18 protein-coding genes are annotated in these 19,720 nt (G+C 71.9%); 6 read left to right on the top strand and 12 right to left on the bottom strand.

Translation table 11 applies throughout. From position 1 onward, the window contains the following. Positions 1 to 33: 33 nt before the first annotated feature. From N6H00_RS32150 to N6H00_RS32105, 10 genes are all read right to left on the bottom strand, one after another. The gene (locus N6H00_RS32150) at positions 34 to 1,506 is read right to left on the bottom strand and encodes an MFS transporter (RefSeq protein WP_268975334.1); all 1,473 of its coding nucleotides are present in this window, start codon (positions 1,504 to 1,506) and stop codon (positions 34 to 36) included. A 91-nt stretch (positions 1,507 to 1,597) separates the two neighbouring features. Then, positions 1,598 to 1,858, bottom strand: coding sequence for a response regulator transcription factor (locus tag N6H00_RS32145; protein WP_268975333.1), 261 nt, complete (start codon positions 1,856 to 1,858; stop codon positions 1,598 to 1,600). Between the two features lie 229 nt (positions 1,859 to 2,087). Then, positions 2,088 to 2,864, bottom strand: a complete 777-nt coding sequence (locus N6H00_RS32140; protein WP_329618584.1) for an IclR family transcriptional regulator — start codon at positions 2,862 to 2,864, stop codon at positions 2,088 to 2,090. Positions 2,865 to 3,081: 217 nt separating this feature from the next. Further along, positions 3,082 to 3,951 carry an ABC transporter ATP-binding protein gene (locus tag N6H00_RS32135; protein ID WP_443073101.1) on the bottom strand — a complete coding sequence of 290 codons (870 nt, stop codon included), beginning with the start codon at positions 3,949 to 3,951 and terminating at the stop codon, positions 3,082 to 3,084. Continuing rightward, positions 3,944 to 4,879, bottom strand: a complete 936-nt coding sequence (locus tag N6H00_RS32130) for an ABC transporter permease (RefSeq protein ID WP_268975331.1) — start codon at positions 4,877 to 4,879, stop codon at positions 3,944 to 3,946. Before N6H00_RS32130 ends, N6H00_RS32135 begins: the two co-directional genes overlap by 8 nt. Before the next feature lie 79 nt (positions 4,880 to 4,958). After that, complete coding sequence (locus tag N6H00_RS32125) at positions 4,959 to 5,831, bottom strand: glycosyltransferase family 2 protein (protein ID WP_268977198.1); 873 nt, start codon at positions 5,829 to 5,831, stop codon at positions 4,959 to 4,961. A gap of 11 nt (positions 5,832 to 5,842) precedes the next feature. Beyond that, positions 5,843 to 6,634 (bottom strand): CDP-alcohol phosphatidyltransferase family protein, encoded by a 792-nt coding sequence (locus N6H00_RS32120; RefSeq protein WP_268975330.1) that lies wholly within the window; start codon positions 6,632 to 6,634, stop codon positions 5,843 to 5,845. Next, complete coding sequence (locus N6H00_RS32115; protein ID WP_268975328.1) at positions 6,600 to 7,673, bottom strand: iron-containing alcohol dehydrogenase family protein; 1,074 nt, start codon at positions 7,671 to 7,673, stop codon at positions 6,600 to 6,602. Before N6H00_RS32115 ends, N6H00_RS32120 begins: the two co-directional genes overlap by 35 nt. Beyond that, positions 7,661 to 8,413 carry a phosphocholine cytidylyltransferase family protein gene (locus tag N6H00_RS32110; RefSeq protein ID WP_268975327.1) on the bottom strand — a complete coding sequence of 251 codons (753 nt, stop codon included), beginning with the start codon at positions 8,411 to 8,413 and terminating at the stop codon, positions 7,661 to 7,663. Before N6H00_RS32110 ends, N6H00_RS32115 begins: the two co-directional genes overlap by 13 nt. Next, positions 8,410 to 10,341, bottom strand: coding sequence for a DUF5941 domain-containing protein (locus N6H00_RS32105; RefSeq protein WP_443073254.1), 1,932 nt, complete (start codon positions 10,339 to 10,341; stop codon positions 8,410 to 8,412). Before N6H00_RS32105 ends, N6H00_RS32110 begins: the two co-directional genes overlap by 4 nt. A 298-nt stretch (positions 10,342 to 10,639) precedes the next feature. On the opposite strand from N6H00_RS32105, the gene galE reads away from it, so the two are divergent. Next, entirely contained in the window at positions 10,640 to 11,626 is a 987-nt protein-coding gene (gene galE / locus N6H00_RS32100) for a UDP-glucose 4-epimerase GalE (protein ID WP_268975325.1), read from the top strand. 143 nt (positions 11,627 to 11,769) lie between these two features. Further along, the gene (gene idi, locus N6H00_RS32095; RefSeq protein ID WP_268975324.1) at positions 11,770 to 12,381 is read left to right on the top strand and encodes an isopentenyl-diphosphate Delta-isomerase; all 612 of its coding nucleotides are present in this window, start codon (positions 11,770 to 11,772) and stop codon (positions 12,379 to 12,381) included. Here idi and N6H00_RS32090 read toward each other — a convergent pair. Beyond that, the gene (locus tag N6H00_RS32090; RefSeq protein ID WP_268975323.1) at positions 12,356 to 12,877 is read right to left on the bottom strand and encodes an ATP-binding protein; all 522 of its coding nucleotides are present in this window, start codon (positions 12,875 to 12,877) and stop codon (positions 12,356 to 12,358) included. The two genes, idi and N6H00_RS32090, sit on opposite strands and share 26 nt — an antisense overlap. Before the next feature lie 189 nt (positions 12,878 to 13,066). Here N6H00_RS32090 and N6H00_RS32085 point away from each other — a divergent pair, with 189 nt between their 5' ends. The 4 genes from N6H00_RS32085 (at position 13,067) to N6H00_RS32070 (ending at position 17,827) form a co-directional block, all read left to right on the top strand. Then, positions 13,067 to 13,879, top strand: coding sequence for an enoyl-CoA hydratase/isomerase family protein (locus tag N6H00_RS32085; protein ID WP_268975322.1), 813 nt, complete (start codon positions 13,067 to 13,069; stop codon positions 13,877 to 13,879). Positions 13,880 to 13,937: 58 nt separating this feature from the next. Next, positions 13,938 to 14,801: an SCO6745 family protein gene (locus N6H00_RS32080; protein ID WP_268975321.1), complete on the top strand. Its 864-nt coding sequence runs from the start codon at positions 13,938 to 13,940 to the stop codon at positions 14,799 to 14,801. Positions 14,802 to 15,196: 395 nt separating this feature from the next. Then, the gene (locus N6H00_RS32075) at positions 15,197 to 15,340 is read left to right on the top strand and encodes an LPFR motif small protein (protein WP_164502495.1); all 144 of its coding nucleotides are present in this window, start codon (positions 15,197 to 15,199) and stop codon (positions 15,338 to 15,340) included. A 108-nt stretch (positions 15,341 to 15,448) separates the two neighbouring features. Then, the gene (locus N6H00_RS32070) at positions 15,449 to 17,827 is read left to right on the top strand and encodes a Tex family protein (RefSeq protein WP_268975320.1); all 2,379 of its coding nucleotides are present in this window, start codon (positions 15,449 to 15,451) and stop codon (positions 17,825 to 17,827) included. Between the two features lie 732 nt (positions 17,828 to 18,559). Here the strand turns inward: N6H00_RS32070 and N6H00_RS32065 are convergent. Continuing rightward, positions 18,560 to 19,603 carry an oxidoreductase gene (locus tag N6H00_RS32065; RefSeq protein ID WP_268975319.1) on the bottom strand — a complete coding sequence of 348 codons (1,044 nt, stop codon included), beginning with the start codon at positions 19,601 to 19,603 and terminating at the stop codon, positions 18,560 to 18,562. Positions 19,604 to 19,720 lie beyond the last annotated feature (117 nt).

Below are 19,720 nucleotides of genomic sequence, written 5' to 3'. Positions count from 1 at the left end.
TGTCTTCGTTCTGGCTTGGCTCTGTGTCGAAATCTAGTTGCGCTGCCGGCTCGGAAGGTTTCCCAGGCGTGCGTCCTCGACGGTCTCGCCGGCGCCCGAGGAAATCACCGTCGATTCACCCGGCGCGGTGCGGCCGCGCGGTGCCGTGAGAATGGCCAGACAGCCGAGGGCGGCGATTCCGGCGCCGATCCAGGAGGCGGGCCGCAGCCCGTCCACGAATTCCTGGGGCGATCCGTATCCGCCCAGCGTGGTGAATACGGAGGTCAGCACCGCGACGCCGAGTGCGCCACCGAGCTCGCGGAAGGTGTTGTTGGCGCCCGAGGCGATTCCCTGGTCGCGGGGGGCGACGATGCTCATCGCCATTTCCGCGACGGGCGAGAAGAACAGCCCCAGACCGATTCCGCCGAGCACCAGGCCGGGCACCTGGTCGGCGTACGCGGTGTCCACGCTCACCACGGAGGCCAGCCAGGCCAGCCCCGCGGCCTCGAACAGCAGCCCCGCGGCGACCACCAGGCGGTTGCCGAGCCGGGCGGTCAGCAGCGCCGCGAGCGGGGCGACCACGACCGGCATCGCCGTCCACGGCAGCATCTTCACGCCCGCTTCCAGCGGCGAGAAGCCCTGGATGTTCTGCATGAACTGGGTGAGCAGGAAGACCAGTCCGAACATGGCCGCGAACATCAGCAGACTGGCGGCGTTGACCGCGCTGAGCGCGCGATTGCGGAACAGCCGCATCGGCAGCATGGGTTCGGCGCTGCGCAGCTCCCAGAGGACGAAGAGCGCGAGGACCACCACCCCGCCGGCCAGGAACCCGAGCACCCGGCCGCTGGACCAGCCGTGTTCGGTGGTGGACACCAGCGCGTAGACCACCCCGAACACCCCGAGGCTGACCAGGACGGTGCCGGCCGGGTCGAGCGAGGTGTCCGGGCGGGTGGACTCGGCCAGCTTCCACAGGCCGAGCGCCAGCACCACCACACCGATCGGCACATTGACCCAGAAGATCCATTCCCAGGAGATCTTCTCCACCACGGCCCCGCCGATCAGCGGGCCGAGCGCGACCGCGAGCCCGCTGAGGGCGCCCCAGACGCCGAGCGCCAGACCGCGTCGGCGCTCGGGGACGGCGACGGTCAGCAGGGTCAGCGTCAGCGGCATCACCACGGCGGCCCCGAGGCCCTGCACGGTCCTGGCGGCGATCAGGGCGTCCGCGCTGCCGGACAGCGCCGCGGCGGCGGAGGCCCCGGTGAAGACGACCAGGCCGGCCAGGAAGACCCGGCGGCGCCCGAACCGGTCCCCGGCGGCCGCGCCGGCCATCAGGAAGACCGAGAAGGTGAGGGTGTAGCCGTTCACCGTCCATTCCAGGTCCTGGAGGCTGGTGCCCAGGTCCTGCTGGATGGCGGGCAGCGCGGTGATGACGACGAGGTTGTCCAAGGCGGCCATGAAGACGGTGAGTCCGGACACCACCAGCGTCCACACGGGATTCATTCCGCTCGGGCCGGAACGGTCAGTCATGAATACCTTTCCTATGACGGCGCGATTGCTGTGCGACGGATCGGTTCAATGCGATATCCGGCCGACGGATAATGAGGCAGACAGGGCAACGCTAACCGGCCACATGCCGCTCGGAAACTGTACTTTGGTACAGGTGCCGGTAGCTGAGGGCGACCAGACCGGCTTGCAGCCGGGATTCCACCTGTAGTTTCGCGAGTATTGAGGCCACGTGCGCCTTCACCGTGCGCTCGGTCACCTGGAGCCGCAGTGCGATACGGCGGTTGGACCAGCCCGCGCCGAGCAGCGCGAACGTCTGGGCCTCCCGGGCCGATAACAGCGAGACCCGCTCCAGCTCCCGTGACCAGCTGGGCACGGGAGTATCGGACACGACGGCAAGACCGCCCCTGTCGGACACGATGATTTCCCCCTTGTATGCGGCGCACCAAGCCGCCGCCCGTGCAAGAATCAGACTGGATTGCCACCTTGATTATTGCGGCCGCACGCCCATACGAGTCAAGGATTTCCGGTCCTTTCTCGCCTCGCGAGAAAGGGCAGGTGAAGCACTCCGAATGCGCTTCGCGTTAACCCCTGTTACCGTAAATTTACTTGCGCGTCGCATCATTCTCGTTCGAGGGGACGGGACCGCCGCGCCCCAGATCGGCCAGCCCGGCCGCCGTCTGCTCGACCGCGTCGATGACGGTCACCGGACACCGCGGCATGACCCTTTTGGGCTTCATCACCAGCACCGAGCCCATGACCAGTCCGTCCCAGGTGACCGGCGCCGCGCACTCGTTCCACCCCGCCGCGCACTCCTCGTGCCCCAGGGCGTAGCCCCGCGCCCTGATCCGGTGCAGCGAGGCGACCAGCCGGACGTCGTCCCGGTAGGCACCGGGACCGGCCTCGGCGGGCACCGGCCGCTCCAGCACCTCGGACTGGATGGCCTCCGGCAGATACGCCAGGATCGCCCGCCCCGCCGCGCCCACCCGCAGCGAGTGCTCGACGGTCTGCACCGCGCGCGGCGTCATCCCCAGCTCCGTCAGATCGGAGTCGCCGACGGCCATGTCGACGCACTGCCGGTGTGCGCCGCCGAACGGCGCCAGCAGATAGAGGAAGGTCAGCGCGCCGCCGGTGGCCCGGCGCAGCCCCTCCAGAAGGGCGTGGGCGGCCTCCGGCGCGGGCGAGTGGGCCAGCGCCTTGAGGCCGAGCTGCGGGGCGCCCGAGCCCAGCCGGTACAGCCCCCTGCCCTCGCGGACGAAGATGCCCTCGTGCACCCCGGACTGGAGTATCCGGTAGACGCTCGAATCGTCCAGACCGGCCGCTCTGGCCAACGCGCCGGGCCCATGGGCCCGTCCGCCGAGCCGGGTGAAGGCCCGCTGCACCCGGAACACCCTCTCGGCATGGCTGCTTCCCCCCACGGCACCGCTACTGGACACCCCGTCAGCCCCCCGTGCAGAGACTCCCCCGTCGCCCTGCTCAACGCACCGGGCGGGCACGGCCATTCCCCGACCGGGGCAGGGGTCCGCTTGTGGACAACAAGGCCCCGCCGGGTTGCCCGGCGGGGCCTGATGGTCTATAGGGCCGGCGTTCGCGGTGCGGCTACTTGCCGGTCTCCTTCTCGTACGCCTTGATGACCTCGTCGGTCGGGCCGTCCATCAACAGCTCGCCCTTCTCCAGCCACAGCACCCGGTCGCAGGTGTCCCGGATGGACTTGTTGTTGTGGCTGACGAGGAAGACCGTTCCGGCGTCCTTCCGCAGCTCCCGGATGCGGGCCTCGGAGCGCTTCTGGAACTTCCGGTCACCGGTGGCCAGCGCCTCGTCGATCATCAGCACGTCGTGGTCCTTGGCCGCGGCGATGGAGAAGCGCAGCCGGGCCGCCATACCGGAGGAGTAGGTCCGCATCGGCAGGGTGATGAAGTCGCCCTTCTCGTTGATGCCCGAGAAGTCCACGATGTCCTGGTAGCGCTCACGGATCTGCTCCCGCGACATCCCCATGGCCAGACCGCCCAGGATGACGTTCCGCTCACCGGTGAGGTCGTTCATCAGCGCCGCGTTCACACCGAGCAGCGACGGCTGGCCGTCGGTGTAGACACTGCCGCGCTCGGTGGGCAGCAGCCCCGCGACGGCCTTGAGGAGGGTCGACTTGCCGGAGCCGTTGGACCCGATCAGACCGATCGACTCACCCTTGTACGCCACGAAGGTGACCCCGCGCACGGCGTGCACCTCGCGCATGCCCGGGGCGCCCTTGCGGCCCAGGATGCGGCTGAGGGCGGCGGTGGCACTGCCCCGGCCCTTGGGCCCGCCGTTGACGCGGTAGACGATGTGGACGTCGTCGGCGATGACGGTGGGCACCCGCGCCTCGGCGCGAGCCCCCTGGGCCCCCTCGCCCGCCTTGGCGGCCTTGCCCTCCTTGGCGGCCTTGTCCGCCTTAGCGGCTTTATCTGCCTTGTCAAGGGTTTGCTCAGCCACGGCCGTACTGCTCCTCTGCCTTCCAGAAGTACACGAAACCCCCGAAGCCGATCAGCACCGCCCACCCCAGTGCCAGTGCCCAGACGTGCGGCGGCAGGTTCGACGAGGGGTAGTCGTTGATCAGGGCGTAGCGCATCAGGTCCATGTAGACCGCCGCCGGGTTGGCCAGCAGGAGATCGGACACCCAGGGGTGCGCTCCCGCCTTGTTGAGCATGTGCTCCAGCGGGTACATCACGCCGGAGGCGTACATCCAGGTGCGCAGGAGGAACGGCAGCAGCTGCGCCAGGTCCGGGGTCTTGGCCCCCATCCGGGCCAGGATCAGCGCCAGACCGGTGTTGAAGACGAACTGCAGCGCCAGGGCCGGGACGACCAGCAGCCATGCGAAGTCCGGGAGGTGCCCGAAGCCCAGCAGGACGACGACCAGCACGATCATCGAGAAGAGCAGTTGCTGGAGCTGCTGGAGCGCGAACGAGATGGGGAGCGAGGCACGCGGGAAGTGCAGGGCCCGCACCAGGCCCAGGTTCCCCGAGATGGCACGCACCCCGGCCATCGCGGAGGCCTGCGAGAAGGTGAAGACGAACACGCCCGTCACCAGGAACGGGATGTACATGTCGTTCTTCATACCGCCCCGGCCGCCCAGCAGCAGGCCGAAGATGAAGAAGTACACCGCGGCGTTGAGCAGCGGGGTCACCACCTGCCACAGCTGGCCGAGCTTGGCCTGGCTGTACTGGGCGGTGAGCTTGGCCTGCGAAAAGGCCAGGATGAAGTGGCGCCTGCCCCACATCTGGCGGATGTACTCGCCGAGGCCCACCCGGGCGCCGCTCACCGACAGCCCGTACTTCTTCGCCAGCTCGGCCGGGGACAGGCCGTCGTCGGCTGATGGCGGGGCACTCACGGCTACCGCACCGTCGTGCGTAGTCTCGCTCACAGTTGACACTTTCGTCTTCAGGGTGCGCTGAGCGGGGCCGCGCCCCGGGTCGCGCCCGATGCTCTTCGATACGAGCTTGTCAGATGACAGGAGGTCGGCCCAGTCGGGTCAGGCGCCATACCGTACGCCACTTCATGGGCCGACGTGGACCACACGGTGTCTTCCAGCCTTCCCTGAACCCTCCGAACCAGGCCCGAAGTGCGGTTTTCGACGGACGTCTGGCCAGTGTGAGCAGCAGCCAGACGCCCAGGTAGACGGGTACGAGCAGGGCAGGAAGGTTACGCCGGGCCAGCCAGACCCGGTTGCGGGCCACCATCCGGTGGTAGACCGCGTGCCTGCTCGGCGCGGTGGTCGGATGGTGCAGCACCATGTCCGACCGGTAATCGATCATCCAGCCGGCGTCCAGCGCCCGCCAGGCCAGATCGGTCTCCTCATGCGCGTAGAAGAAATCGTCCGGCAACCCTCCGACCTGCTGGAACACCGCGGTACGGACCGCGTTGGCGCCGCCCAGGAAGGTGGTCACCCGGGAGGACCGCAGGGGGTCCGAGGCACGCAGCCGGGGCACATGGCGACGCTGGGTGACACCGGTGTCGGGGTCGGCGATGCGGAACGAGATGATGCCGAGCCCGGGATCGGCGGCGAACGCCTGCCGGCACAGCTCGGCCGTGTCGGTGCCCGGCAGCAGCCCGTCGTCGTCGAGGAACAGCAGCACATCGACGTCCGACCCACCGGGTCCGAACGCCTCGATGCCGACGTTGCGACCCGCCGGGATGCCCACGTTCTCGGGCAGCTCGACGGTCCGGACGCCCTCGGGAAGCGGGGGCAGCGGCGATCCATTGCCCACGACGACCACCTCGACCGGGTCGCCGTCCTGCTTGGCGACCGAGTCGAGGAGTGCGCGCAGCTCCTCGGGGCGATTGCCCATCGTCAGGACGATCGCTCCGACCTTCATGGTGCTCGGGTTCACTTGAGCCTGCTCGACGCGAGGATGGACACGAGGTGAAGCAGGGTTTGCAGGAGGGCGATACCGGCCAGTACGGCAACGCCCAGCCGGGTGAAGAACAGGTCGCCGCGCACCTGGTCCACGACCGCCACCACGAGGATGAGCAGCGACGCCTCGACCCCGAGGACCAGCCGGTGGAACTTCAGCGCCGCGGCCGCCCTGCGGGCCAGCGCCATACCGGACGAGCGCGGCTCGGAGGCCGCCTCCTTGACCGGTGGCAGACCGCCCTGGTGCCGGGCGACCCCGACCAGGTCGGTCTCGGCCTTGATCAGGATGGCACCGAGCGCGGCGAGGGTGCCGAGGAACGCCCACAGCCAGTCGATCCGCCCGGAGCCCCACAGATCGGCCGCGCGCAGACCGAAGCCGACGAGCACCGCGGCGTCGCACAGGTAGGCGCCGACCCGGTCCAGATACACACCGCCCAGCGAGAACTGCTTCTTCCAGCGGGCTATCTCGCCGTCCACGCAGTCCAGCAGCAGGTAGAGCTGGACCATCAGCACCCCGAGCACGGCGCCCGCGATCCCCGGCACCAGCAGGGCCGGGGCGGCGAGGACGCCGAAGACGGTCATCAGATACGTCAGCTGGTTGGGCGTGACCCGCGTGTTCACCAGGTGCCGGTCGCAGCGCAGCGAGATCTCGCGCATGTAGAGGCGCCCGGCCCAGTGCTCACCGCTCCGCCGGTCCTTCACCCCCGCGGGGTGGACGACCGGACGGAGTTCAGCCACTGATGGCTTGACTGACTGCTTTGGCATGGTCGGCGTATGCGTCCCTGATCGCGTCGGATGAGAGGTCGAGGTGCTCGAGGATCGTGTAGCGGCCGGGGCGCGTCTTCGGAGCGAACTCCACGACCTGGACGAACTCGTCCACGGTGAAGCCGATCTCCTCGGGCAGCACGGGCAGACCGTGCCGGTGCAGCACCTCGGCCATGTGCGCCGACTCCTCGTGCGCCCCGCGCAGCCGCATCGCGAAGGCGGCGGCCAGGCCGCACTGCTCGCCATGGCTGGCGGCGCGCTTGGGGAAGAGCAGGTCGAAGGCGTGGTTGATCTCGTGGCAGGCACCGGACGCCGGGCGGGAGTCCCCCGCGACCGACATGGAGATGCCGGTGAGCACCAGCCCCTCGGCCAGCACCTGGAGGAAGGCGTCGTCGCCGACCCCGCCGGGGTGGCGCAGCACGGCCTCGCCCGCCTGGCGTGCCATGGCGGCGGCGAGTCCGTCGATCTGCTCACCGGTCTCGCGGTTGGACAGCTCCCAGTCGGCGACCGCGGAGATGTTGGAGAGCGCGTCGCCGATACCGGAGCGCACATAGCGGACCGGCGCCTCGCGGATCACATCGAGGTCGATGACCACGGCGATCGGGTTGGGCACCCCGTACGAGCCGCGGCCCGCGTCGTTGTCGAGGGTCGCGACCGGGGAGCACAGGCCGTCGTGCGAGAGGTTGGTGGCGACGGCGACCAGCGGCAGGCCGATCCGCGCCGCGGCGAACTTCGCACAGTCGATGATCTTGCCGCCGCCGAGCCCCACGACCGCGTCGTAGTGGCCCGACTTCATGGCGTCGGCGAGCTTGATCGCGTCATCCAGGGTGCCGCCGCCGACCTCGTACCAGCTGGCGCCCGGCAGCGCCGGCGCCAGCCGCTCGCGCAGCAGGGCGCCGGAGCCGCCGCTGATGGCGATGGCCAGCTTGCCGGAGGCGGAGATCCGCTGGTCGGCGAGGACCCCCGCGAGATCGTCCAGGGCGCCCGCGCGAATGTCGACGACGAGCGGCGAGGGGATGAGCCTCGTCAGTACTGGCACGCGATCTCACGGCCCTTCGCCAGGTCGTCGTGGTTGTCGATCTCGACCCACTTGACGTCGCCGATCGGGGCCACGTCGACCTGGAAGCCGCGGTTGACCAGCTCCTGGTAGCCGTCCTCGTAGTACAGCTGGGGGTCGCGCTCGTACGTGGCCTTCAGCGCGTCCGCGAGGTCCGCGGCGGCCTCGCCCTCGATGAGGGTGACGCCGATGTACTCACCGGTCGCCTCGGCCGGGTCCATCAGCTTGGTGATCCTCCGCACGCCCTTGTCGGGGTCGGCGACGACCTTCATCTCCTCCTCGGCGAGCTGCTTGGCCGTGTCCAGCGCGAGGATGATCTTCTGGCCGTTGCCGCGCGCGGCCAGCAGGGTCTTCTCGACGGAGACCGGGTGCACGGTGTCGCCGTTGGCGAGGATCACGGAGTGCTTGATCGCGTCACGGGCGCACCAGAGGGAGTAGGCGTTGTTCCACTCCTCGGCCTTGTCGTTGTCGATCAGCGTGAGCTTGAGGCCGTACCGCTGCTCCAGGGCCTCCTTGCGCTCGTACACGGCCTCCTTGCGGTAGCCGACGACGATGGCGACCTCGGTCAGACCGACCTCCGCGAAGTTGCCGAGGGTCAGGTCGAGGACGGTCGTCTCGCCTTCCTTCCCCTCGGGTCCTACGGGCACCAGGGCCTTGGGGAGCGTGTCGGTGTAGGGACGCAGACGCCGTCCGGCGCCGGCCGCGAGCACAAGGCCGATCATGCGGGTTCTCCTGTTTCGTCGTGTACTGCGGGTGCTTTGGAGGACACCCAGAAGCGGATGCTCTCGATGAGCACCGTCAGCGCGAGGGCCGCCGCGAGAGCGGTCAACGCGATGGTGAAACCTTGGTTCTGGTGGTGCAGCAGGGCAGCGGCGAGCGTGACCACCACCGTCCGCCCCTCGTGCCCGCCGATCGCCCGCACCAGCCGCCGCGGGGGCGCCCCGGTGCCACCGCGGATGCGGTACACCGTGTCGTAGTGATGGTAGGCGACCGCCGCAACCAGCCCGAAAGCCGCCGGCAAGGCGCCGTTCACCTCCGAGCGGGCCGCCAGGATCAGGATGGTGCCGTATTCGGCGGCGCGGAAGAGTGGCGGCACCAGCCAGTCGAGCGGGCCCTTGAGGGGCGCGGCGACGGCGACCCCCGCGAGGACCGCGTAGAGCACGGCGCATCCGACGGGCACCCAGGAGCCGAAACCGGTGGCCGCGGTGCCGGCCAGGACAGCCGCGGCCCCGAGGGCGGCCGAGAGCGGGGCGAGGTAGGAACCCGCCTTACGGGCGGCCGCCTTGGCGGCCGACTCGGCGAGCGGACCGGAGTCCGCCAGCTCCGCGAGGGCGCGGGCCGCCCGGTCGGTACGCTCCGCCCGGCGGGTGAGCGAGCGCAGCACCCGGCCGGCGGTGGTGTAGCAGGCGGCCAGCGCGCAGCCGACGAGCAGCACCGCGAAGGTGATACGGGGAGTGGTGAACGCGGTCAGCACGGCGATCATCGCCCAGCGCTCACCGATCGGCAGCACGACCATGCGGCGCAGCCAGACCGTCCAGCCGACGCTGTCGAGGCGGCCGGAGAGGGCGGCGGTGGGGCTGGTGTTGCCGGTGGCGTCGTGGTTGGCCTCGTTGAAGGCGAAGTCCACCACGTGGCGGCAGGTCTGGAGCACCATCGCGCCGAGCGCGAGCGCCCATACGTCATCGCCGTCGGCGCGGGCGGCGCCGAGGGCGAGGCCCGCGTAGTAGGCGTACTCCTTGGCCCGGTCGAACGTGGCGTCCAGCCAGGCGCCGAGCGTGGAGTACTGCAGCGAGTAGCGGGCCAGCTGCCCGTCGGTGCAGTCGAGGACGAACGAGGCGATCAGCAGCACCCCGGCCGAGACGAACCCGGGCCGGGTGCCGGTGGCGGCGCAGGCCGCCGCGATGAGCGCGGTGAGGAGGGAGGCGGTGGTGACCTGGTTGGGGGTCAGCCCGCGCCGGGCGCACCAGCGGGCGATATAGCGGGAGTAGGGGCTGATGCAGAAGGTCGTGAAGAAGCCGTCCCGCGACTTCACGGCACTCCGCAGCCGCACCCGCTCGTCGTCCACCGCGTCCACGGCGTCGCGCGCCCTCGCCCGCGCCGGCGCGTCGCCGGGCACGGCGGCGACGAGCACCCCGAGCTCGGGCCGGTGGACGGCGACACCGTCGGCGTCGAGACGCGCGGCGATGTCGTCCACCCAGGAGGGGGCGTCGGCCGCGCCCGGAGTGGCCGCGGGCGCGGCCTCACCGGGCGCGGCGGCGGCGAGCGCGCCGACGGCGGGGTCCGGCGCGGAGCCGACGGGCGGCTGGGCCGGTCCCGCCCCGCCGGGCACGGTGGCGGGCACCGATGCCGGGACGGCGGGGAGCGCCCCACCGCCGTTCCCGGCGGCCGAAGCGGCCGCCGCGCGGGCCAGTGCCGTACGCGCCTCGGGCTGGACGCTCAGCGCTCCGCGCGTCGCGGCCGCGGGGAAGCGGGGGTCGGTGAGGGCCAGCCGCAGGGCGTGGACGTGGCCGACGAAGCGGGGGTCGACGAGGGCCACCCGCTCCCGGGCGGGGACGGCGGCGAGCGCCGCCGTGACTCCGGCGGCGTCGGCCGCCGTACGCACGTCGAAGCCCAGCGACCGCAGGTCGCCCTCGAGGGACGAGCCGGCGATCGGCGCACCGGTGAGAATCGCGGTCGACAGACGAACTCACTCCTTGGCAGCTGACATGGTGGCCGCGCCACTGGCGGCACCGGCCTGGGCCCTGCGGACAACGGGCATCGCACGCCCTGGCCCCACGAGGGGCGGGCGGCACGTCCGGCAGAGGCTATCGGATCGATGGAAGCGTCCGTTCACCGCACATTCACCACACGATCGGGGGAACGACCGCTTCCGCGCCGCCGATCATCATGGTCGATGGCGGCTGTCCTTCACAAACGGCGACCGCCCCGCCGCGGATAGGGTGCGGGGCATGACATGGCTGATCACAGGTGGTGCCGGATATATCGGGTCGCATGTCGTGCGGGCCATGGCCGAGGCGGGTGAGCCGGTGGCCGTGCTCGACGATCTGTCCGACGGCGTCCGGGCGCGGCTGCCCGAGGGCGTCCCGCTGGTATGCGGCTCCACCCTCGACCGTGAGCTGCTGGACCGCGCCTTCGCCGAGCTGGACGTGACCGGTGTGGTGCATCTCGCGGCGAAGAAGCAGGTGGCGGAGTCCGTGGAGCAGCCGCTGCGCTACTACCGGGAGAATGTGCACGGGCTCACGGTGCTGCTGGAGGCGGCGGTCGCGGCCGGGGTCAGCCGCTTCCTCTTCTCCTCCTCCGCCGCCGTCTACGGCATGCCCGATGTGGAACGTGTCACCGAGGACACCCCGTGCCGGCCGATCAATCCCTACGGAGAAACCAAGCTGGCCGGAGAATGGCTGGTCAGGGCGGCGGGCGCGGCCCACTCCCTCGCCACGGCCTGTCTGCGCTACTTCAATGTGGCGGGGGCCACGCGCCCCGAGCTGGCCGACACCGGAGTGTCCAATGTCATCCCGATGATGTTCGAGCGGATCACCGCGGGACAGCCGCCCCTGATCTTCGGTGACGACTACGACACCCCCGACGGCACCTGTGTGCGCGACTACATCCATGTCGAGGACCTGGCCTCGGCCCATCTGGCCGTGGCCCGCCGGCTGGCCGCGCAGCGGGCGCCGGGCGATCTCACGGTGAACATCGGCACCGGTCAGGGCGTCTCGGTACGTGAGATGGCCGATCTGATCGGCGAGATCACCGGCCGCCCGGAACTGACTCCGGTGACCGGTCCGCGCCGGGCGGGCGATCCGGCCCGGGTCGTCGGATCCACCGAACTGATCACCAAGGAGCTGGGCTGGAGCGCCCGGCACGATGTCCGCGCGATGGTGGAGTCGGCCTGGGCGGGGTGGTGCCGGCACCACCCCGGGGCCCGGCGCGGCTGAGCGTTTCGACGTCGGGCACCGCACATTCCAGCGGGAACCGGATGGGCATGCTGGTCATGAAGCCGAGCCGTGCCACTGACACGGTCAGGCGGCACAGTTGCGGCAGACTTGGACGTTCACGAGTCGGAACTATGAGGATGGTCATGCCGATCACACCTGCCAACGGCGGCTCCGCCGAGACCGCCGTGCCCTCCGCGCCGAGTGGTTCCGCGGAACCGATCATGCTCGAGCTGGTCGACGAGGACGGTACGACGATCGGCACCGCGGAGAAGCTCTCCGCGCATCTCGCACCCGGCCGGCTGCACCGGGCGTTCTCCGTGTTCCTGTTCGACGACAGAGGGCGCTTGCTGCTCCAGCGCCGCGCACTGGGCAAGTACCACTCCCCCGGGGTCTGGTCCAATACCTGCTGCGGCCACCCCTACCCCGGTGAGCCGCCGTTCGTTGCCGCCGCCCGGCGCACCGGTGAGGAGCTGGGCGTGGCGCCCGCGCTGCTGCGGGAGGCGGGCACGGTCCGCTACAACCACCCCGACCCGGCCTCGGGCCTGGTGGAGCAGGAGTACAACCACCTCTTCGCGGGGCTGGTGCGGGTGGCGCCGCGCCCCGATCCCGAGGAGATCGCCGAGGTCGCCTTCGTCACCCCCGACGAGCTGGAGAAGCTGCGCACCGAGGGGCCGTTCTCGGCGTGGTTCATGACCGTGCTGGACGCGGCCCGTCCGGCGATCCGGGAGCTCACCGGGACGGCGGCGGGCTGGTAGCGGCGCCGGGCAGCGGCAGGGCGGCCCAGACCACCTTGCCGCCGCTCGCCGTGTGGTCGACGTCGTAGACGCCGCCCGCCGCCTCCGTGATCGCCGTCACCAGCAGCAGTCCACGCCCCCCGGTCCGGCCCTGGTCCGCCACCAGGGCGACGGGCCGGTAGGGGTGGTTGTCCTCGACGGCGACCCGCACCCAGTCCCGGCTCAGGGCCACCTCGACGGCGATCTCGGGGGAGAGCAGCGCGGCGTGCCGTACGGCGTTGGTGACCAGTTCGGAGACGATCAGCAGCAGGCTCTCCACCAGTTCGCCGTCGGCCGGGACCCGCTGGTGGGCCAGCAGCTCGCGCACCGCGTGCCGGGCCTGGGGCACGGAGGAGTCGAGGGCGGGTGCGGTGAACCGCCACACCCCCTCGTAGGCGACCGGCGGAGGCGGGGCCGGGCGCGGGGGCGGGGGCGGGGCATGACCCGCTTCGGAGGGGACTCTTCCGACGGTCTCCATGTCCGACACCCACCCCTCGCCGCGGCCCGACCACTGGTACCGAGTGTTGGGAAGCTTCGGTACGGCCCGGCGAACTGAGCACAACTTGGCTCCTATCGAACGTTTTTGATCGTTGGCGTATGCCGGGGTCACGCGCTCGACTGTTCCTGCTCACCTGGATTCCGACGCGGCCCGGATACGATCCGCCGCATGGAGCCCTGTCTGGAGCACGAGGTCGCCGACGGCATAGCGACCGTGGTCATCCGCCACCCCGCCAAGCGCAACGCGATGACCCCCGGCATGTGGCGTGCCCTGCCCCCGCTGCTGGCCCGGCTGGCCGCCGACCCCGCCGTACGGGCACTGGTGCTCACCGGGCACGGGGACTCCTTCTGCGCGGGCGCCGACATCGGCTCGCTGGGCACCACGTACGACGCGCACGAGGAGACCACCGGGCTCGCGCTGCCCGCCGAGGAGGCGCTGGCCGCCTTCCCCAAGCCGACCCTGGCGGCGGTGCGCGGCTCCTGCGTGGGCGGCGGCTGTCAGCTCGCGGCCGCCTGCGATCTGCGGTTCGCCGAAGAGGGCGCCCGCTTCGGGATCACCCCGGCCAAGCTGGGGATCGTCTACTTCCCCGGCTCGACCCGCCGGCTGGTCGAGCTGGTGGGACCGGCCACCGCCAAGTTCCTGCTGTTCTCGGGCGAACTGATCGACACCGAACGGGCGCTGCGCACCGGGCTGGTGGACGAGGTACTGCCGGTGGGCGGGCTCGACAAGCGGGTGGCGGAGTTCACGCGGACGCTGGCCTCCCGGTCGCGGCTCACCCAGGCGGCGGCCAAGGAGTTCGCGGCCGGGCCCGCCGGGCCGGACCGGGTGGCGTACTGGCAGGAGCAGGCGCGGCTGAGCGAGGAGGCCGCCGAGGGCGTCGCGGCCTTCCTGGAAGGCCGCCCCGCGCGCTTCGGCTGGACCCCGCCGACCGGGGAACCGGCGCGGTCCGACGGCGATCCGGCGGCGGCCGGGGAGACCTGACGGGTTGTGGGGGATTCCGGGTTACCAGATGTGACTACCTGTCGGTAACGTGCGGTCCATGACCACACTTCCCGAGCGCGCCGCGTATCAGTGTTACAGCGTCGTCAACCCGATCCACTCCACCATCTACTTCTCCCCCGACTGCGGCGAGGAACTCGCCAAGCTGGGCCTGGAGGACAGCTCCGCCACCTACTTCGTCTCCCGCGCGGCGGCCATGGGACGGGTGGGTCCGGGCACCGTCACCGCGACCTTCTTCCACTTCAGCCATGAGCTGGTCGCCCGCCACCTTCCGGCCGCGTGGGACGTGGTCTCCCCCGAGGCCGCCCTGGAGGCCCGGCTGCGGGCAGCCGACTCGGTGCTGCGGCGGGTGCTGGGCGAGGAGGTCATCGCCTCCAAGGAGATGGCCGAGGCCGCGGAGCTGGCGCTGCGCGCCACGGAGGCGTGTTCCCGCCTGGCGCGCCCCCTGTACGCCGCGCACGCCGATCTGCCCGTCCCGGACGCCCCGCATCTGGCGCTGTGGCACGCCGCCACGCTGCTGCGCGAGTACCGGGGCGACGGCCATCTGATGACGCTGGTCGGCGCCGGGCTCGACGCGGTCGAGGCGCTGGCCTCCCACACCGCGACCGGTAAGGGCATGTCCACCAAGTGGGTCCTGCTCACCCGCGGCTTCAGCGCCGAGGAGTGGGAGGCGGGCCGGCAGCGGCTGCGCGACCGCGGACTGCTCACCGCCGACAACGAGTTGACGGAGGAGGGCGCGCGGCTGCGCCAGTCCCTGGAGGACGAGACGGACCGCCTGGACGCGGCGCCGTACGAGCACCTGGGCGCCGCGGGCGTGGCCCGGCTGACCGAGCTGGCCACCTCTTTCACCACGACCGCCCGCGAGAACGGCGCCTTCCCGGCGGACCTGCTGGGCAACCGCTGACCCGCTGATCCGGGCCGGACCGGACTGGGTCGGATCGGGTCGGCCCGGCCCGGACCGGTCGAGGGGTCCGCCCCGCGCCCGTTCCGTGCCTCCGGGGGGAAGCACGGCGCGAGCGGGGGGGCCGCGGCGCCGCGCCTCCCCCCCCAGGCCTCAGGCGCGAAGCACCCGGCGGGACTCGGCGGGACCGGCAACGGTGGGACCGGCACAAACCCCGCCCGGCCGGGCGGGGTTTGGCCGCAGCACACCGGGATACCCGCTTGTCGTGCGCGATCGGCCGTCTGACAACCGGGCGCCCACAACGCGCGCCGCGCACGCCGGCGCTTGCCCGTGCGCCGCGTAGCGAACGGTGCCCGGCGGCCGCCGCCGACCCCGCCACCGAACGACAGGAGGTCCCCGTGTTCCGTGCCATCGCCGACGTGCTCCGCGCCATCGGTGCCGCCATCGCGACCGTGGTGACGCTTCCCTTCCGCGCGCTGGCCCGCCTCTTCGGCGGTGCCTCGGACGCGGCGGGCGGGCCACGCCGTCGCAGGCATGTGTGATTCCCGCCCCCGACCCTCCCGGCCCGCCGAATGGGTCCGCCGCGTCCGCTTCGTCGGTGCCACCTGCCACAATGCAGGGGCAGTGCAGACCGGAAGCGGAGCGTGATCGTGACGACGTCCATCGAAGGCAGGATCGCCGAGGAACTCGGTGTACGGGAACGGCAGGTCAAAGCCGCCGTCGAGCTGCTCGACGGCGGCTCCACCGTGCCGTTCATCGCGCGCTACCGCAAGGAAGCGACGGAGATGCTCGACGACGCGCAGCTGCGCTCCCTGGAGGAGCGGCTGCGCTATCTGCGGGAGCTCGAGGAGCGGCGCGCCGCGATCCTCGAGTCGATCCGCTCCCAGGGCAAGCTGGACGAGGCCCTGGAGGCGCAGGTCCTCGCCGCGGACTCCAAGGCCCGGCTGGAGGACATCTACCTCCCCTACAAGCCCAAGCGGCGTACGAAGGCGCAGATCGCCCGTGAGGCGGGGCTCGAGCCCCTCGCGGACGGGCTGCTGGGCGACCCGACCGTGGAGCCCATGGCCGCCGCGGCCGCCTTCGTGGACGCCGAGAAGGGCGTCGCGGACGCCGCCGCCGCGCTGGAGGGGGCACGGGCCATCCTCACCGAGCGGTTCAGCGAGGACGCCGACCTGATCGGCGAGTTGCGCGAGCGCATGTGGACACGCGGCCGGGTGGCCACCAAGGTGCGGGAGGGCAAGGAGGAGGCGGGGGCCAAGTTCGCCGACTACTTCGACTTCGCCGAGCCGTTCACCGAGCTGCCCTCGCACCGGGTGCTGGCGATGTTCCGCGGGGAGAAGGAGGAAGTCCTCGACCTCACCCTGGAGCCGGAGGAGCCCTCCGAGGAGACCGGCCCCACCTCCTACGAGCGCTCCATCGCCCAGCGCTTCGGCATCGCCGACCGCGGCCGCCCCGCCGACAAGTGGCTGGCCGACACGGTGCGCTGGGCCTGGCGCACCCGCGTCCTGGTCCACCTCGGCATCGATCTGCGGCTGCGGCTGCGGCAGGCCGCCGAGGACGAGGCCGTCCGGGTCTTCGCCGCCAACCTGCGCGATCTGCTGCTCGCCGCCCCGGCGGGCACCCGCGCCACGATGGGCCTCGACCCCGGCTTCCGTACGGGTGTGAAGGTGGCCGTGGTCGACGCGACCGGCAAGGTGGCGGCCACGGACACGATCTATCCGCACGTCCCCCGCAACCAGTGGGACGAGTCCCTCGCCAAGCTCGCCAGGCTGGCGCGTGAGCACGATGTGGAGCTCATCGCGATCGGCAACGGCACGGCGTCCCGCGAGACCGACAAGCTGGCGGGCGAGCTGCTGGGCAAGCACCCCGAGCTGAAGCTCACCAAGGTGATGGTGTCGGAGGCGGGCGCCTCCGTGTACTCGGCCTCCGCCTTCGCCTCGCAGGAGCTGCCGGATCTCGATGTCTCGCTGCGCGGTGCCGTGTCCATCGCGCGCCGGCTCCAGGATCCGCTGGCCGAACTGGTCAAGATCGATCCGAAGTCGATCGGGGTCGGCCAGTACCAGCACGATCTGTCCGAGGTGAAGCTCTCCCGCTCGCTCGACGCGGTCGTCGAGGACTGTGTCAACGGTGTGGGGGTGGACGTCAACACGGCCTCCGCCCCGCTGCTCAGCCGGGTGTCGGGCATCGGCACCGGCCTCGCGGAGAACATCGTGGCCCACCGCGACAGCAACGGCCCGTTCCGCAACCGTAAGGCGCTCAAGGACGTGGCCCGGCTCGGTCCCAAGGCGTATGAGCAGTGCGCGGGCTTCCTGCGCATCCGCGGCGGCGACGACCCGCTGGACGCGTCGAGCGTGCACCCCGAGGCGTATCCGGTGGTGCGGCGGATGGCCACCAAGGCGGGCGGCGATGTGTCCGCCCTCATCGGCAACACGGCGGTGCTGCGCGGCCTGCGGCCGGACGAGTTCGTGGACGACGCCTTCGGCCTGCCGACGGTCAGCGACATCCTCAAGGAGCTCGAGAAGCCGGGCCGCGACCCCCGTCCCGCCTTCAAGACCGCGACCTTCAAGGAGGGCGTCGAGAAGATCGGCGACCTGTCGGCCGGAATGATCCTGGAGGGCGTGGTCACCAATGTGGCGGCGTTCGGGGCGTTCGTCGACATCGGGGTGCACCAGGACGGCCTGGTGCACGTCTCCGCGATGTCCAAGACGTTCGTCAAGGACCCGCGGGACGTGGTCAAGCCCGGTGACATCGTGCGGGTGAAGGTCCTGGACGTCGACATCCCGCGCAAGCGGATCTCGCTGACGCTCCGGCTCGACGACGAGGCGGGCACCCCGTCCGGCGGCGGCCGTGACCGCGGCCGCTCCGACGACGCCCGCGGCCAGCGCGGCGGAGGCCGTCGCGGCGCGCCCCAGCAGCGCCAGGGCGGCGGCCGTGGCCAGCGCGGCGGAGGCCGCGACGCGGGCCCGGTGAACGGAGCGATGGCCGACGCCCTGCGCCGGGCGGGCCTCCTGGACCCGAAGCAGCGCTAGCCTCCCGGGCGACAACGCGGTTCGCCCCCGGCTCCCGGCCCCGCCATGGCGAGGCCGGGAGCCGGGGCGGCCTCCCCAATCCGGTCCGGTCCCCGGCCCCGGCCCCGATCCAGTCCGGCTCCCGGTCTCCGGCTCCCGGTCTCCGGCTCCCGGTCTCCGGCTCCCGGCCGGGGCGAGGCCGCCCGGCAGGCCACGAAGCGGCGGGGCCGCTATCTCAGCTCGGCCTTCGTCAGTGACCAGACGCCCGGCCACTCCGACATCCGGTCGACCACGGCCGCGACCTGCTGCGTCCGCGACCGCGCGTCCGGCTTCGGCCGTAGCCCAGGCCCTGCCGATGCCCGGCGGCGGTCGTAGCTCGGGACCGTCGTGCCCGGGATCGACCCTGCCCAGGAACAGCGACGCCCGGGAGCAGCCGTCACCCTGAGCAGCCACGTCCGGGAGCAGCCGGGCACGCCCACGCGGCCGACCGGGTGGTGTCCACTCAGCGCCGGAGAGCGGACCCTTGTGCGGGCCGGGCGGGTCCGGGAGCGCGAGAAGCCGCTCGGCGAATGGGCCCGAGGAGCCGGGCCGCCAAGGCGGCGGCCGAGTCGGAGGGGCGGACGGGCGGTTCCCCACCGTCACAGCGGCCAGGACGGGCGGAAAGGGCACCGCGGTCGGCCCCGGGCCACGTAGCGGAATGGGCACCGTGGTCGGTCCCGGGCCGCTCAGCGGGACCTGGGGGCGGCGTCTGCCCTACCGTTTCACGGGGGTGACCAGCACCGCGTCGCTGGTGCGGGCCTCCAGGAAGGATCGGCCGCGGAGGGCGCGGGTGTCCAGGGGGATGCGGTGGGCGCCCGGGTGCAGCACGTCGTCGAAGAGGTCGCGCGCGTGGTGCCGGGACAGCCGGTCGAGGCGGTGGGCCACCAGCCGCACCCGGCAGGCGGACGCGATCTCGACCACCGCCTCGGCGCCGCCCGCCACCGCCGTCAGGCGCAGGAGGCGGCGACGGTCGTGGGGGGTTCGGTCCAAGGCCTGTTCGACCTGGGCGACGAGCACGGGGACGAGCGGGGTGAGCGCGGTGACGCACACCGCGTCGGAGCGCGCCGCGGCGAAGGCGTCCCGGACCGCGTCGCGCTCCTCCTGACCCACCGTCCGGCCGAACACCACCGCACCGTATTTGCGCAGTTCGTCCGCGTGGGCGCAGGCCGCGTCCAAGGTGATCTCGGCGCCGATGCCGATCCGGCGCAGCGCGGCGGCGAGCTTGGCGAGGACGGCGGCGCGCTGTCCGATGAGCAGCGCCCGCGGTCCGGCCGGGAGCTCGGGCGCGGGTGCGCCGTCGGCGGGCAGCAGCCGCTCCAGCGCGGCGCGGTACTCCTCGCCGCGGAAGCGGTAGGGGCCGATGCCGTGGTAGCCGTCGCGCTCGACGTCCGGGGTCTGGTCGGTCTGCCGGCCGAAGTCACGCCAGACGACGTCCGGACCGTCCCGTTCGATGACGGCGGTGACGGCCCCGCACGCCGGTCCCTCGCACTCCGGGCAGCCGTAGATGACGAACCGGCTCCCCTCCAGCGGCGACTCGGCCTCCAGCAGCAGCCTGCGCACCTGCTCGGCGAAGACGGAGGGTTCGAGGCCGGCGGCGAGCGGCGAGACCGCGTCCAGGTCGGCCAGGCGGGCCAGCAGGGGCCGGCCGTCCACCACGAAGTCCAGGAAGTCGCGGTGCGTCTGGTACGTGCCATCGGCCAGCACACCACCCGCGCGCATCGCCGGCGCCAGGCCGAAGGTCACGTACTCGGAGATCATGGCCCAAGTATTCCCGGTTCGGGCCGGTATCAGGGGAAACGGCGGTGTGCCGGGCGGCCCGGGTCGCCGCTTCCCCGACCTCGCCGTTCCCCCGACGCGGAGCGCCGCCCGGACCGT

The sequence above is a fragment of the Streptomyces sp. S465 genome (assembly GCF_026898115.1).
Classification (GTDB): domain Bacteria; phylum Actinomycetota; class Actinomycetes; order Streptomycetales; family Streptomycetaceae; genus Streptomyces; species Streptomyces luomodiensis.
The sequence above is the reverse complement of the archived record's forward strand: the minus strand, read 5'-3'. Positions and strand labels throughout refer to the sequence as shown.